At 68.3% G+C, this 13973-nt stretch carries 9 protein-coding genes; 2 read left to right on the top strand and 7 right to left on the bottom strand.

All coding sequences use genetic code 11. The annotated features are described in order from the left end of the window. Positions 1–11 precede the first annotated feature (11 nt). The 6 genes from AC3WJE_RS15105 to pilG all read right to left on the bottom strand — a co-directional run bounded on the left by AC3WJE_RS15105 (position 12) and on the right by pilG (position 10942). A complete protein-coding gene (locus tag AC3WJE_RS15105) occupies positions 12–1259 on the bottom strand; it encodes a chemotaxis protein CheB (RefSeq protein ID WP_493731639.1) in 1248 nt (415 codons plus the stop codon). Continuing rightward, the gene (locus AC3WJE_RS15100; protein ID WP_493731638.1) at positions 1246–7461 is read right to left on the bottom strand and encodes a hybrid sensor histidine kinase/response regulator; all 6216 of its coding nucleotides are present in this window, start codon (positions 7459–7461) and stop codon (positions 1246–1248) included. The genes AC3WJE_RS15105 and AC3WJE_RS15100 overlap by 14 nt, the downstream gene beginning before the upstream one ends. A gap of 104 nt (positions 7462–7565) precedes the next feature. Beyond that, a complete protein-coding gene (locus AC3WJE_RS15095; RefSeq protein ID WP_493731637.1) occupies positions 7566–9605 on the bottom strand; it encodes a methyl-accepting chemotaxis protein in 2040 nt (679 codons plus the stop codon). A gap of 35 nt (positions 9606–9640) precedes the next feature. Further along, the gene (locus tag AC3WJE_RS15090) at positions 9641–10171 is read right to left on the bottom strand and encodes a chemotaxis protein CheW (RefSeq protein WP_493731636.1); all 531 of its coding nucleotides are present in this window, start codon (positions 10169–10171) and stop codon (positions 9641–9643) included. After that, the gene (locus AC3WJE_RS15085; protein ID WP_493731635.1) at positions 10171–10533 is read right to left on the bottom strand and encodes a response regulator; all 363 of its coding nucleotides are present in this window, start codon (positions 10531–10533) and stop codon (positions 10171–10173) included. The genes AC3WJE_RS15090 and AC3WJE_RS15085 overlap by 1 nt, the downstream gene beginning before the upstream one ends. 19 nt (positions 10534–10552) lie before the next feature. Continuing rightward, positions 10553–10942: a twitching motility response regulator PilG gene (pilG, locus tag AC3WJE_RS15080; protein ID WP_493731683.1), complete on the bottom strand. Its 390-nt coding sequence runs from the start codon at positions 10940–10942 to the stop codon at positions 10553–10555. Positions 10943–11195: 253 nt separating this feature from the next. On the opposite strand from pilG, the gene gshB reads away from it, so the two are divergent. Continuing rightward, positions 11196–12146: a glutathione synthase gene (gshB, locus tag AC3WJE_RS15075; protein WP_493731634.1), complete on the top strand. Its 951-nt coding sequence runs from the start codon at positions 11196–11198 to the stop codon at positions 12144–12146. Continuing rightward, positions 12143–13018: an energy transducer TonB family protein gene (locus tag AC3WJE_RS15070; RefSeq protein ID WP_493731633.1), complete on the top strand. Its 876-nt coding sequence runs from the start codon at positions 12143–12145 to the stop codon at positions 13016–13018. Before gshB ends, AC3WJE_RS15070 begins: the two co-directional genes overlap by 4 nt. A gap of 113 nt (positions 13019–13131) precedes the next feature. Here the strand turns inward: AC3WJE_RS15070 and tsaB are convergent, their stop codons facing one another. Further along, positions 13132–13836: a tRNA (adenosine(37)-N6)-threonylcarbamoyltransferase complex dimerization subunit type 1 TsaB gene (gene tsaB, locus AC3WJE_RS15065; protein ID WP_493731632.1), complete on the bottom strand. Its 705-nt coding sequence runs from the start codon at positions 13834–13836 to the stop codon at positions 13132–13134. Positions 13837–13973: the final 137 nt, after the last annotated feature.

Below are 13973 nucleotides of genomic sequence, written 5' to 3'. Positions count from 1 at the left end.
CTCCTCCGATATCAGGGCCAGCGTTCGGCCAGTGCCTGCGCAAGCTGGGACGGCTCGGCGGTAGGCAGGCCATGCTGTGCCAGCCGCGAGGCCGCAGCCGGGTCGTAACAGCCGTCCGTCGCCTGTCCGGCGACCCAGGCGCCCGCCTTGGCCAGCGCCAGCACGTCCTCGACCAGCGCCTCGCTGGCGCCGCTGAGCAGCAGCACGGCGCTGTCGCCTGCCGGCAGCGCGGCCACCAACGTGGCGGTATCGCGGCCGGTGGTGAACACCCGCCCGCTGGCGTGCTCGGCCACCGACAGCCCGTCGGACAGGATGTACACCTTGCCTGGCAGCACCGGGCCATCCACTTCGCCCAGTTCCACCGGCAACGCCGAAACGCGGCCCATCTGGCGCACGAGGTTGCCGTACTGGCCACCATCCAGCGCCATCCGCACCAGCACCGCGCGCGGGAATTCGGGCGGCAGTGCGGCCAACAGGCGACGGATCGCATCGGGACCGCCGATCCCGGCGATCACCAGCACCACGCCCGCCGACGGCTTGCCGGTTTCTTCCTCGATACCCACCAACGACAGGCCACCCGTCGCCAGGTGCGAGAAATCACGCTCGGTGCGTGGAGCCTGCTCCACGGCGACATCGACCAGGCCCCAGGTGCTGGAATCGCCCAACGCCAGTGCTGGCGCTGCCACCGGTACCTGGGAAATGGTCGCGGCTTCGACTGCAGGCACCGGCAGGTCCGCCAGCACATCCTCCGCGACGAACAGCGTGTCGCCCGGCATCCGGTCCAGCTCGGACGCGGCCGCTTCCAGGTGCAGGTCCATCGGGTAGTGCGAGTGCAGTTGCGCCGGGGTCACCGGCAGGCCCGGTTCGGGCAGGAAGGTGGTTTCGCTTTCCGCACCGGGCGGCAGTACGTCGCCATGCCCGTGCAGTTTGGCCGCCAGGTGGCGGGCCCAGCGCTGTGCATCCCAGCCGACGCGGCGCGCGGCCAGATCGGCCTCGTCGAAGATCACGGTCAGGCCCGGCACGCTCAGCGCCGGTTCCAGTGCGTCGAGCGCGTCCTCGATGGCCGGTTCCAGCGCCACCAGTACCGCGACCGGTTCAGCGTCGCGCAATGCCTGCGCATCGACGGCGGCCGGTTCGTCCTCCAGCACCACCACGGCGCCGGCCAGTGCCAGCGCTTCGCGCAGGCGCTCGCGCGCCGGGCCGGCACGTCCGAGCAGCGCGACCGGTTTGCCCAGGCCTGCAGTGTTACTCGCGGACACGGGCGATCCCCAGCAGGTCGTATACGTTTCGCATCAGATCCAACTCTTGGTATGGCTTGCCCAGGTAACGCTGCACGCCGATTTCGAACGCGCGCTGGCGGTGCTTCTCGCCGCTGCGCGAGGTGATCATCACGATCGGTACCGCCCTGAAGCGCTCGTCGGCGCGCATCGCGGTGGCCAGCTCGTAGCCGTCCATGCGCGGCATTTCGATGTCCAGCAGCATCAGGTCGGGGACGCGTTCTTCCAGCTTCTCCAACGCTTCCACGCCATCGCGGGCAACGACCACTTCGAGGTTGTGACGCTCCAGCACGCGGCCGGTGACCTTGCGCATCGTCAGCGAGTCGTCGACCACCATCACCAGCGGCGCGATGCGCTGCGTCTCGGCCGGGGCCTCGATCACCGGGCGTGCCGGCTGGGTGAGATGGCGGCGCACCAGCGGGGCGACGTCGAGGATCACCACCACGCGGCCGTCGCCGGTGATGGTCGCGCCGTAGATGCCCGGCACCGAGGCGATCTGCAGGCCAACCGGCTTGACCACGATTTCGCGGTTGCCGAGCACCTGGTCGATCGCCACCGCCGCGCGCAGATCACCGGCGCGCACCAGCAGCAAGGGCACCTGCGCGGCGCCATCGGCGCTGGCGGCGACCTGCCCGACCAGCGAGCCGAGGTCGTACACCGCATATTCCTCGCCGGCGTAGTGGTAACCGCCTTCGCCGGACTCGTAACGGGCGCGGGCGATCCGGCCGATACCGCTGACCGAGGCGACCGGCACCGCGAAGGTGGTTTCGCCGATGCGCACGAACACCGCCTGGGTGACCGCCAGCGTCTGCGGCAGGCGCAGGGTGAAGGTGACACCCTGGCCGCGCACCGAGTGGATGTCGACCGAGCCGCCGAGCTGGCGCACTTCGTTGCGCACCACGTCCATGCCGACGCCGCGGCCGGACAGCTGGCTGACCTGCTCGGAAGTACTGAAGCCGGAGGCGAAGATCAGATCGTCCAGCTCGGCATCGCCGAGCACTTCACCGGGCGCGATCAGACCGCGCTGCTCGCCACGGCGGCGGATCGCCTCGCGGTCGAGACCGGCGCCGTCGTCGGCCACTTCCAGCACGATTTCCGAACCTTCACGACGCAGCCGGAGGGTGATCGTGCCGTCTTCGGGCTTGCCGGCAGCGCGACGTGCCGCCGGCGCCTCCAGGCCATGCGCCACCGAGTTGCGCAGCATGTGTTCCAGCGGCGCGACCATGCGATCGAGCACGTTGCGATCAAGTTCGCCGTGGGTGCCTTCCAGCACCAGTTGCGCCTGTTTGCCGGTTTCGCTGGCGGCCTGACGCACCACACGACGCAGACGCGGCACCAAGCCTTCGAACGGCACCATGCGCGCGCGCATCAGGCCGTCCTGCAGTTCCGAGCTGACCCGCGATTGCTGTTGCAGCAGGCCGTCGTACTGGCGCGCGAGGTCGTCGAGTACGCCCTGCAGACCGGCAAGGTCGGCCGCGGATTCGTTCAGCGCGCGGCTGAGCTGCTGCAGGGTCGAGAAGCGATCCAGCTCCAGCGGATCGAAGTCGCGGGCGCCATGTTCCTGCTCGCGCTGGTAGCGCGCGACGATCTGCGCCTCGGTCTCCAGATCCAGGCGGCGCAACTGGTCGCGCAGACGGATGTTGGTGCGGTCCAACTCGCCCATCGCGCCACGGAAGGCGCCGAGCTGCTGCTCCAGCCGCGAGCGGTAGATCGCCACTTCACCGGCGTGGTTGACCAGGCTGTCGAGCAGGTCGGCGCGCACGCGCACCTGTTCCTGCTGCACGCGCGGCAGCAACTCTTCCTCCACCTGCGGTTCGATCGGCACCGGCGCGGACAGCGGCGCCGGCGCGACCAGTTCGGCGGCCGGCTTCGGACGTGCCGACGCCACCGGCGCAGGCGCTTCCGCAACGGTTTCGCCACGGCCGTGGGTACGTGCGTCGAAGGCCTCGATCAGGTCCGTCGGCATCGCCACGGCGCGGTGGTTGCCGGTCAGCACCAGCAACCGGTGCAGACGGTCGAAACCGCGTTCGAGCAGGCCGACGTCGTCGCGTGCCAGTTCGGTGCGACGGGCGGCGACGGCTTCCAGCAGCGATTCGATGCCATGGCCGAGATCGCCGATGGCATTGATGCCGGCCATGCGCGCGCCGCCCTTGAGGGTATGCAGGTCGCGCTGCAGGCCGATCAGCGATTCGCGCTCGTCCGGGGTCTCGCGCAGGCTGGCGAGCAGGCCATCGCAATGGTCGAGCAGGTCCTTGCCTTCCTCGACGAAGATGTCCACCAGCTCGGCGTCCAGCTCGTGGGCGTCGAGCGGGCCGAGATCAACCGGATCGGCCTCGGCGGCCGGCTCGTCGATGACGGACTCGACGACAGGCGCGATGGCGTCCGCCTGTGACGGCTCGGCCACTGCATGCGCGTCGAGGTCGCTGGCGGCCTCATAGCCGGCGGCGGCGCTGGCCTCTTCGGCCAGTTCGGTCAATTCCTGCAGGTGATCCGGCGCTTCGGCCGGCGTCTTCGACTGCGAATCCTGCAAGGACACCGCGTGGTCATCGACCTCGGTAGCCAGCGGTTCGGCCTGTTCGTCGTTCGACGCCGCGAAATCGAATGCGGTGGTTTCGTCGGCGGTCTCGGCAGACTCGTCGAAGCGGATGTAGCCATCGGCGTCGAGCGACGATGCGTCCGTGATCGACGGCGCATCGAACTCAATGGTCGCCCCGCTCTCGACCGGCTCGGCCAGCTCGAGCGATTCCAGCGTGATCTCTTCCACATCGTCGGATGCGGACGGATCGAAGGCCTCGGTCTCCAGCGTGCTTTCGTCTGCTTCAGCGACGAAAGCCGACGCCTCACCCGCCAACGGCGTGGCTTCGGATTCGGCAGGTGCTTCCGGTGTTGTTTCGAAGGACAGCGCGGCGATGTCGAACGCCTCGGGTTCGGCATGTGCAGCCGGCGCTTCCGCCGACGGCTCGGACGCGTGGGCACCCGTCGGCGGCTCGACCAGCGGAAACACCGGTACTTGGGTTGCCGACGACAGCGCGCTTTCGTCCAGATACGCGCTCAGGTCCTCGACCCCGGTCAGCTCGCGGTCCTGCTCCGGGGCCTGCGCCGACTCAGCGTCCAGCTCGGCCTCTTCATCGAAATGCTGCGGCGGCCACTGCGCCTCGGGCAGGCTGTCCACCAGCTCGCGCAGGTGCGCGGCCAGGGTGGCGAACGATGGAACCCGTGGCGACTCGGTCTGCAGCGCGGAAATCGTGGTGGCGATCGCCGCGGCGGTCGCGCCGATGCCCTCCACCGCTTCGCGCGAAGGCGTCACGCCGGCGGCCAGGGCGCGCTTGACGTAGCTCTCCGCCGGCGTGGTCACCGTGGTGATCTCGGGCACGTCGGTCATCGCGAACGCACCGCTCATGGTGTGCACCGCGCGCAACAGCGGCTCGGTGGCCGGTTGCGGCTGCTCCTGCGAGGCCTGCAGCCAGGCGTGCACGGTTTCCAGATGGGTGGCGACCTCGGCTTCGAGGATCTCGCGCAACACGCTGTCCACCGAGGCCGGCGTGCCCTCTTCGGCCGCGTATTCCGGCACGGCCGCCGCAGCATCCGCCAGCACGGGCACGTAGAACGTTTCCTCGCCCGCACCGACGCGGTCAGCCACCGCCTGCATCGCCGGCAGGTCGGCGTGGATCGGCGTGCCGTGGCGCAGCGCGGCGTTGAGTTGCGGCAGCACCTCCTGGGCCTGCTCGACCAGCGTCACCACCGCCGGGCTGGCGGGGCGGCTGCCATCGAGCACGCGGTTGAGCATGCCCTCGATCTTCCAGCTGAACTCGCCCAGGATGCGCGCGCCCACCAGGCGGCCGCTGCCCTTCAAGGTGTGGAACACACGTCGGATCGGCCGCAGGTTCTCGACACTGCCCGGCGCGGCGCGCCAGACCGGCAGCAACTGCGACAGGTTGAACAGTTCCTCGTCGAACTCCTCGAGGAACACCTCGCGGATATCGCTGTCGATCTCGTTGCCGCTGTCCTCGAACCCGCCCTGGATCGCGATGGCCGGCGCCGATTCGACCGGCTGCACGGGCGCTTCAGGCGCCTCGTCCTCCAACGCATCCAGCGTGAACCCGGCCGCGGCCGCATCCAGCTCGGCCAGGAACGCGCGCGATGCCTCGTCCAGCTCGATCGTACCGACCACGGCTTCATGCACGCCCTGGTGCGAATTTTCCTCTTCGAGTTCCGCGACGTCCTCGGCCTTGGCCGATTCAACGAACGGGCTGTCCTGCTCGAATGCCGGCAGTTGTACCTCTTCGGCAACGTTCCCGGCTTCGGCCTTCGGCTCCGTTACGGCGGATGTCTCGTCGGAGATACCGCCTTCAACGAAAGCGGACGTTTCCACGGCTTCCGGCACGGAAGCTTCCAGCGACGGCTCATGCGCGGCTTCCGCCTGCGCTGCCAGCGTGTGGTCCACGGCGGCGTCCGGTGCGGCCACGTCGAAGACGTAATGCGCCGCATCGGCCTCATGTACCTCGCCAGGCTCGACCGGCGGTTCCTCGAGCTGTTCCGCGGCCACCGGATCGAATGCCGGGGCCTCGCCCTTCTGCAGGACGAAGCTGGCGCTCCAGTTGCCCGGCGCCTGACCACCATCCACGGACAGCTCGATCGGCGCGATCTGTGTCGGCGCGGCAGCATCGATGCCCGGGTGCTCTTCTTCAGCTGCCACCGGATCGAAGGAGAAGGCGGCGCCCGACGTTTCGAGCGGCGCTGCCGGTTCGGCGGCAGCATCGTCGAGCGCGAATCCGTCGTATTCCAGCGGAGCGACTGTCCATGCCCCCGTCGAGGGCGCGGATTCGGCATGTTCCACGGTCAGTGCGTGTGCCGCTGTTTCGGCTTCGGCCACGTATGTCTGCGCAGGTGCCGGCACCTGCACCGGTTCCGGCAGCGGCTCGTCGGCGATCGTCGGCAACGGCCAGTAGCGCAGCGTTTCCAGGCTGTTGCGGGTGATGTCGAGGATTTCCTCGCGGCCCGGACGGCGTTCGCGCAGCGCCTCGAGGTAATACTCGAGACTGGCCATCGCATCGGCCAGGGTGTCGAGCTGGCGACCGCTCGGGATGCGCTGCCGGTCGATCAGCTCGTGCCGTACGTAGCGGCGCACGCCTTCCAGATAATCAGCCGGCTGCGGCAGATCGAGGATGCGCATCGCGCCGCCGACCTCGTCGAGCAGGTGCGGCACTTCGGTCAGGCGCGAGTGGTCCCAGTTGGTTTCGATGAACGCGACGAAATGCTCGCGTGCGGCGGCGAAATTGGCGATCGCCTCGTGCGCCAGCACCTCGACGGTACGACGGACTTCCGAAGCATTCGCGCTGGCATTGACGTCGGCGTCGCCGACATCGGCACCCAAGCTGGCGACCTGGTCATCCAGCGAGGCATCGACATAGAGCAACGCGCCGGCGATATCCAACAGCAGGCCCTCATCGACCGTCTGCTGACCATCGACGATGCGGCGCAGCGCGTCGCGCTGCTGCACTACCACGTTGCGGGCCACGCCGAGCCCCATCATGCCGAGGGTGTCGGCCACGGCGCCCAGTTCGGTGACCTGGCCGCGCAGCTCGGAGGCATCGCCGCCGGTGCGCAGATGCAGGTCCAGTGCGTCCTTGACCCGCAGCAGCTCTTCCTTGACCGCGTTGCCGACGGTATCCAGCAGCTCGCGGTTGCGCCCGCTCAGGCTGCCACGGGCGTGTTCCAGCTCGGCGGGCGTGGCGTCGCCGGCCACCGGGTCGAACGCGAACAGCACGCTCTCGCTCAGTCCCGGTTCGCCGCGCGCGGCGCGGATCTCGTTGAGCAGCGGCAACAGCACGATCGGGATGTCGCGATGGCCGTTCTGCAGGCGCTCCAGGTAATCCGGCAGCAGCACGGTGCCGCGCATCAGCATCGCGCAGGCTTCGTCGCGGTCGGCGATCTGGCCGGCCTGCACCGCGTTGGCGAGCAGTTCCAGTTCCTCGGCCACCATCGCCGGGGCGTACAGCTCGACCATCCGCAGCGTGCCCTGCACCTGGTGCAGGTAGCCGGCGCAGAAGCGCATGCGGCTGGTGTCGGACGGTGTCTCGGCAAACGCCTCGATCTCGGCCCGCGCCTGGCGCATGGTCTCGTCGAGTTCCGGCTTGACCCAGCCCAGTGCGGCGTGGCTCATCGCATCGGCAAGCGCACTCATTCCAATCCCCTTCCTGTGACCACACGCGTCTGCCGCGCGATCACTTGCATTGACGTATCACGACGCGTCATCTGCGCTTCCTTTGCCCGCCGCCCGTCCATCGATCACACCGGCAGCTTGAAGTCGGCAACCGAGCGGCGCAGGTCCGATGCCAGCTGCGCCAGGTGTCCGATCGAATCCGCGGTCTGCCCGGCTCCTTGCGATGTCTGGCCGGTGATCTGGCGGATCACGCTCATGGTCTGGGTGATGTCGGTCGCCGCCGCGGCCTGCTGGTGGGCGGCGATCGAGATGTTCTTGATGAGGTTGTTCAGCGCGTTGGACACGCGCTCGATTTCGGTCAGCGCGGTGCCGGCGTCCTCGGCCAGGCGCGCACCGGACACCACTTCGGAGGTGGTCTGCTCCATCGAGGTCACCGCCTCGTTGGTATCGGCCTGAATCGCCTGCACCAGGCCCTCGATGCGCTTGGTCGCACTGGAGGTGCGCTCGGCGAGGCGCTGCACTTCGTCGGCCACGACCGCGAAACCGCGACCGGCCTCGCCCGCCGAGGCCGCCTGCACCGCCGCGTTGAGCGCGAGGATGTTGGTCTGCTCGGAAATGTCGTTGATCAGTTCCACGATCGAGCCGATCTCCTGCGAGGACTCGCCCAGCCGCTTGATGCGCTTGGAGGTTTCCTGGATCTGGTCGCGGATCTGGTCCATGCCCTGGATCGTCTCGCGCACCACGCCGGCACCCTCGGCGGCGATCACCACCGAGCGCTGCGCCACTTCGGCCGATTCGGTGGAGTTGCGCGAGACCTGTTCAATGCTCGAGGCGATTTCGTTGATGCGCTCGGACGCGGTGGTGATTTCATTGGCCTGATGGCCGGCCGCCTCGGCCAGCTGCATCGCGGTGGACTGGGTTTCCTGCGCCGACACCGCGACCTGCGCCGAGGTGGTGTTGATCGTGGTCACCAGATGGCGCAGTTCGTCGACCGCGTAGTTGATCGCGTCGGCGATCGCGCCGGTCATGTCCTCGGTCACCGAGGCCTTCACGGTCAGATCGCCCTCGCCGAGCGAGCTGATTTCGTCCAGCAACCGCATGATCGCCTGCTGGTTGCGGCTGTTGAACTCGACCTGGTTCTGGTAGCGGGCTTCCTGTTCGCGCGAGCGGGAACGCACCGTGGACCAGATGAACATGCCCAGCGACAGGATCAGCAGAAAGCCGGAGGCCACGCTCAACCAGAAATTCGGGAAGATGCGGGTATCGCGGGTGGAACCGAACGCGGAGAACGCATCGAACAGCTTCTTGCTGTCATCCAGCATCTTGCCCGAGCCGGCGGTCAGCGCCGCCGCCGAGGACTGCGCGGCGAACAGATTGCGCGAGGTGGCCAGGATCGCGTCGAGGTCGGTCTTCATCGACGTCCACTGCGCCTGCGACTGCTCCAGCGCCGACAGCGCCGCGGCGTTGCGCACCGCCGCGATGCCGAGTTCCTCGTTGCCGTTGCGCAGGCCTTCCAGCATCTGGCTGAACACCACCGAGTCACGCGCCAGTGCGTCGCCGGCCGCCGCGGCACCGGTGCCGCCGGCGCGCATTTCGGTCACGCGCCGGGCCATGGTGCCGGCAACCACCACCTGCTGCAGGGTGTTGTAGATCTGAGCAGCCGGCGCGCCGCTGACGGTCATCGCGCGCACCACTTCGTTCAACTGTGCCTGCAACTGCGGCACGCTGGCACTGAAGCGGTCGGCATTGCCGGCCAATGCCAGTACCGCCGCTTCGGAGGTGACCACCTGGCCGGCGTTCTTGCCCAGCGGCGTCCAGGTCGATTTGAGCTGGCGGATCGCCCCCGCCACGCCAGTCTCGTTGCCGTAGCGGCCGTCGAGGTCACTGACCGTGGCTTCGATGCGCGCCTTGGTGTCCTTGAAGGCCGCATAGGCCTTGGCGTCACCGCTGACCGCCTCGCGGCCCTGGTTGGCGATCTGCTGCGACAGCACCTGCAGGTCGGCCGCGCCGGTACTGGCGCCGGCCAAGCGGCTGCCCTGCCAGGTCGCCACGCCGGTGTTGGCGCCGAACACAACGATCGACAACACCAGCAGGCCCAACCAGAAATTGGTGCTGACACTGCCGAGCTTATGGTTCTTGCTGGTGTCCGGAGCGGTGCTACTCATGGGCAACCTCTAGGTCTGATGCATGACGGCCGCGCTCAGGCGGCGGCCTGTCGGAATTCGGGAGTACGCGACAGCAGCGAGAGCGAGAACACGCCCCACTCCTGGGTGTCGCTGCGGAAGGCACGGTCGATGAAGTTGGCGTAACGGCCCTGGGCCAGTTCGCCCGGCTCGATCGCCTGGTCCTGCTCGAAGCTGCGCTGGCCATAGAGCTCGTCGATCGTCAGCGCGACGTCGCCACCGGCCTGACGCATGATCAGCACGCGCTGGCCCTCGTGCAGCACGGTGCGGCGCCCTTCCAGGAACTGCTTCAGGTCCACCACCGGGAACAGGTTGCCGCGCAGGTTGCCCACGCCCAACAGCCACGGCTGCGCGCCCGGCACCGGGATCACCGGCGGCATCGGCACGATTTCGACCACCTCGCGGAAGTCGGACACCAACCGGCGCGTGCCGACGCGGTAACCGACGCCACGCCAGATGTCCGCGGCGAACTGCCGGCCGGGCAACTGCACCGCATGGGCCAGGCTGCGCTGCTCGTAGCCTTCCAGGATGTCGAACGGGGAACGCATCAGCCCACCAGTTCTTTGATCCGCGCGATCAGGTCTTCCTCGCGCGGGGGTTTGACGATGTAGTCGGCCGCGCCCTGGCGCATGCCCCAGGCCTTGTCCGTCTCCATGCCCTTGGTGCTGACGATCAGCACCGGGATGTGCTTGGTGGCCTCGTCGCGCGACATCGCACGGGTGGCCTGGAAGCCACTCATGCCCGGCAGCACGACGTCCATCAGCACCAGATCCGGTGCCTGGCCGCGTGCCAGCTCAAGGCCGTCCTCGGCATTGTCGGTGGCCACGACCTGGTGGCCGGCTTTTTCAAGCCACTGACTGAAGACCGCCCGGTCAGTCGGCGAGTCCTCGATCAACAAGATTCGAGCCATTGTTGCCCTTCCCCCCTGGTCAGGCGTTGACGTATGTACGGATCGCGCTCAGCAGCTCTTCACGGGTGAATGGCTTGGTCAGGTACTGCTCGGACCCGACGATGCGGCCGCGCGCCTTGTCGAACAGGCCATCCTTGGACGACAGCATGATCACCGGCGTCGACTTGAACAGCTGATTCCCCTTGATCAGCGCACAGGTCTGATACCCGTCCAGCCGCGGCATCATGATGTCGACGAAGATGATCTGCGGCTGCTGGTCGGCGATCTTGGCAAGCGCCTCGAACCCGTCCGTCGCCGTGACGACCTCGCAGCCTTCACGTTTGAGCAGTGTTTCAGCGGTGCGGCGAATGGTCTTCGAATCGTCGATGACCATCACCCTCAGTCCTGCGAGTTCCCCACCCGCAGCCATGTTTTCAGTCATTCCAATTTCCCCGGCACGCGTGGCGCTTCATCCGTTCCGACGCCACTGCGAAACACCATCTATATCCCAGCACCGGCTCATGCTGTCAAGAGCACGTGACGGATGACCCTTGCACCGGAGGGACCACTGCGACCGGGTTCGCAGTTCCCCGGACCGCGTGGAACCCGGCATCTTCCCCTGTGGATCGCATCGCCACCGCCTCAACCGTTAACATCGGCGGCACTCTTTTCAGGCTGCCCCCATGCCGCTCGACGTCATCGTGGTGATGGACCCCATCGCCAGCATCAAGATCGCCAAGGACACTACCTTCGCCATGTTGCTGGAAGCCCAGCGCCGCAGCCACCGCCTGCACTACGTCCGCCCCGGCGGGCTGGCCCTGCGTGAGGGGGTGGCGGTGGCGCAGCTGGCGCCGCTGACGGTCAAGGACGACAAGGCCGGCTGGTTCACCCTCGGCGCGTTCGCCGAGCAGGCATTGGGCCCCGGTCAGGTCGTGCTGATGCGCAAGGATCCGCCGGTCGATGCCGAATTCATCTATGACACCCAGGTGCTGAGCGTGGCCCAGCGCGCCGGCGCGGAGATCGTCAACGATCCGCAGGGCCTGCGCGATTACAACGAGAAGCTGGCGGCGCTGCTGTTCCCGCAGTGCTGTCCGCCGACCCTGGTCAGCCGTGATGCCGCCGCGCTGAAGGCGTTCGTGCTCGAACACGGGCAGGCCGTGCTCAAGCCGCTGGACGGCATGGGCGGCCGCTCGATCTTCCGCAGCGGCACCGGCGACCCCAACCTGAACGTGATCCTGGAAACGCTGACCGACGGCGGCCGCAAGCTGGCCCTGGTGCAGCGCTTCATCCCCGACATCAGCGCCGGCGATAAGCGCATCCTGCTGATCGACGGGGTACCGGTCGACTACTGCCTAGCGCGGATCCCGCAGGGCGATGAGTTCCGCGGCAACCTGGCCGCCGGCGGCCGCGGCGAGGGCCGTCCGCTCAGCGAGCACGACCGCTGGATCGCCGCGCAGGTCGGCCCGGAACTGAAGGCGCGCGGGATGCGCTTCGTCGGCCTGGACGTGATCGGCGACTACCTGACCGAAGTCAACGTCACCAGCCCGACCTGCGTGCGCGAACTGGATGCGCAGTTCGGCCTGAACATCGCCGGGCTGCTGTTCGACGCGATCGAGGCCGGCCGTCCGCAATGAGCGCCGTGGTCGCATCGCCGCGCATCGATGCCAACCAGCGCCTGAGCGCGACCCTGGTGCTGTCGCTGATCGTGCACGGCCTGCTGATCCTGGGCGTGGGCTTCGCGGTCAGCGACAACGCACCACTGGTGCCGACCCTGGACGTGATCTTCAGCCAGACCAGCACCCCGCTGACCCCGAAGCAGGCAGATTTCCTCGCCCAGGCCAACCAGCAGGGCGGCGGCGACAGCGACAAGCCGCAACGCCCGCGCGACAGCCAGCCCGGCGTGGTGCCGCAGGAGCGCACCGGGTTGGCGCCGCAACCGCAGCAGGCCACCACCGCGGCGCAGACCCCGCCGCCCGAGGCGCGCGTGGTCACCAGCCGGCACGGTGAGGACCGCCTGCCGGCGCCGCAGACCAACCCGCAGACCGAGCCACCGCAGACCCCGGCCGACGCCGAGCGCGAGCGGCGCAACGCCGAAATGGCGCGGCTGGCCGCCGAAGTGCACCTGCGCTCGGAGCAGTACGCCAAGCGCCCCAATCGCAAGTTCGTCTCGGCCAGCACCCGCGAATACGCTTACGCCAACTACCTGCGTGCGTGGGTGGATCGTGCCGAGCGCGTCGGCAACCTGAACTATCCGGACGAAGCGCGCCAGAAGCGGCTCAGCGGGCGCGTGGTGATCTCGGTCGGCGTGCGTCGCGACGGCAGCATCGAGAGCAGCCGCGTGCTGGTATCCAGCGGCACACCGGTGCTCGATTCAGCGGCGCTGCGTATTGTCCAACTGGCTCAACCGTTCCCGCCATTGCCCAAGACCGACGACAACGTCGACATTCTCGAGGTCACGCGGACGTGGCTGTTTCTGCCTGGCGGCGAGCTGCGGGATGATCGGTGAAGGGCGGGGGTTGGGAATGACCAGCCATTCGGCTGTGGAAAGCAGGGATTCGTAGAGCCGAGCTCGCTCGGCTGAAGCTTTCCCGGTAATGCCCCAGCCGAGCGAGCTCTGCTCTACGCTTTTGCTTCGCGGGCAGCGCGCTGCTGTTCCAGGGTCAGCGCCACGTTGTCGCGCAGGTAAGCCGGTTCGATCTTCTCCGGCGCGATCGCTTCGCCGCGCGCGAAAGCCGGTAGCACCAAGGCCAGCAGGTCCGCCGCATGCGGCAACGCCTGGGCATCGACGCCGGCCAGCCGCGAGGCGAGGCGTTCGGCCAACACACCATTGGCTGCGCCCAGGCCGGTGCCGACTGCATACCAGTCGTTGGCATCACCTGGCAGTTCCACCGCCTCCGGCGCGCAGACCACTTCCGTCGATACCGGCACCAGCACGCCGTCACGACGCTCGAATGACGCCGCATAGACCTCGCCCATGCGCGCGTCGATCGCGGCGAGCACGCGCGCCGCATCCGCCGGCGCGCGCAACGCGAGCACGTGCAGCGTGGACACCGGCACCACCGGCAGATCCAGCGCCAACGCGATGCCCTGCGCCAGCCCGATCCCCAGCCGCACGCCAGTGAACGCGCCCGGGCCACGACTGACTGCGATCGCATCGAGCTGCGCACGCGCAAGCCCGGCCTCGGCCAGCAGTTGCTCGGCCCAGGGCAGCGCCAGTTCCGCATGCCGGCGCGGCGCGACCTCGAAACGTTCCAGCACGCGACCATCGACATGGACGGCGACGGAGCAGGCTTCGGTGGAGGTTTCGAAGGCGAGGAGATTCATCGGAAAGACAGTCCTGACAAGCCGCGAAGCTTAACATCCGCAGGATTCCACCCTCCTCGCAGGAGCGGGGGGGGGGGGGGGGGGGGGGGGGGGGGGGGGGGGGGGGGGGGGGGGGGGGGGGGGGGGGGGGGGGGGGG

This window comes from Pseudomonas sp. GW821-FHT07E12 (genome assembly GCF_058986605.1).
Note: the sequence above shows the minus strand (reverse complement) of the source record. Positions and strands in the feature narration are given on the sequence as shown.

Bases quoted from the DNA above. Each gene is read 5' to 3' on its own strand.
- tsaB (WP_493731632.1), bottom strand. From the start codon at position 13,836: ATGAATCTCCTCGCCTTCGAAACCTCCACCGAAGCCTGCTCCGTCGCC.
- AC3WJE_RS15090 (WP_493731636.1), bottom strand. From the start codon at position 10,171: ATGCGTTCCCCGTTCGACATCCTGGAAGGCTACGAGCAGCGCAGCCTG.
- pilG (WP_493731683.1), bottom strand. From the start codon at position 10,942: ATGGCTGCGGGTGGGGAACTCGCAGGACTGAGGGTGATGGTCATCGAC.
- AC3WJE_RS15100 (WP_493731638.1), bottom strand. From the start codon at position 7,461: ATGAGTGCGCTTGCCGATGCGATGAGCCACGCCGCACTGGGCTGGGTC.
- AC3WJE_RS15070 (WP_493731633.1), top strand. From the start codon at position 12,143: ATGAGCGCCGTGGTCGCATCGCCGCGCATCGATGCCAACCAGCGCCTG.
- AC3WJE_RS15095 (WP_493731637.1), bottom strand. From the start codon at position 9,605: ATGAGTAGCACCGCTCCGGACACCAGCAAGAACCATAAGCTCGGCAGT.
- AC3WJE_RS15085 (WP_493731635.1), bottom strand. From the start codon at position 10,533: ATGGCTCGAATCTTGTTGATCGAGGACTCGCCGACTGACCGGGCGGTC.
- gshB (WP_493731634.1), top strand. From the start codon at position 11,196: ATGCCGCTCGACGTCATCGTGGTGATGGACCCCATCGCCAGCATCAAG.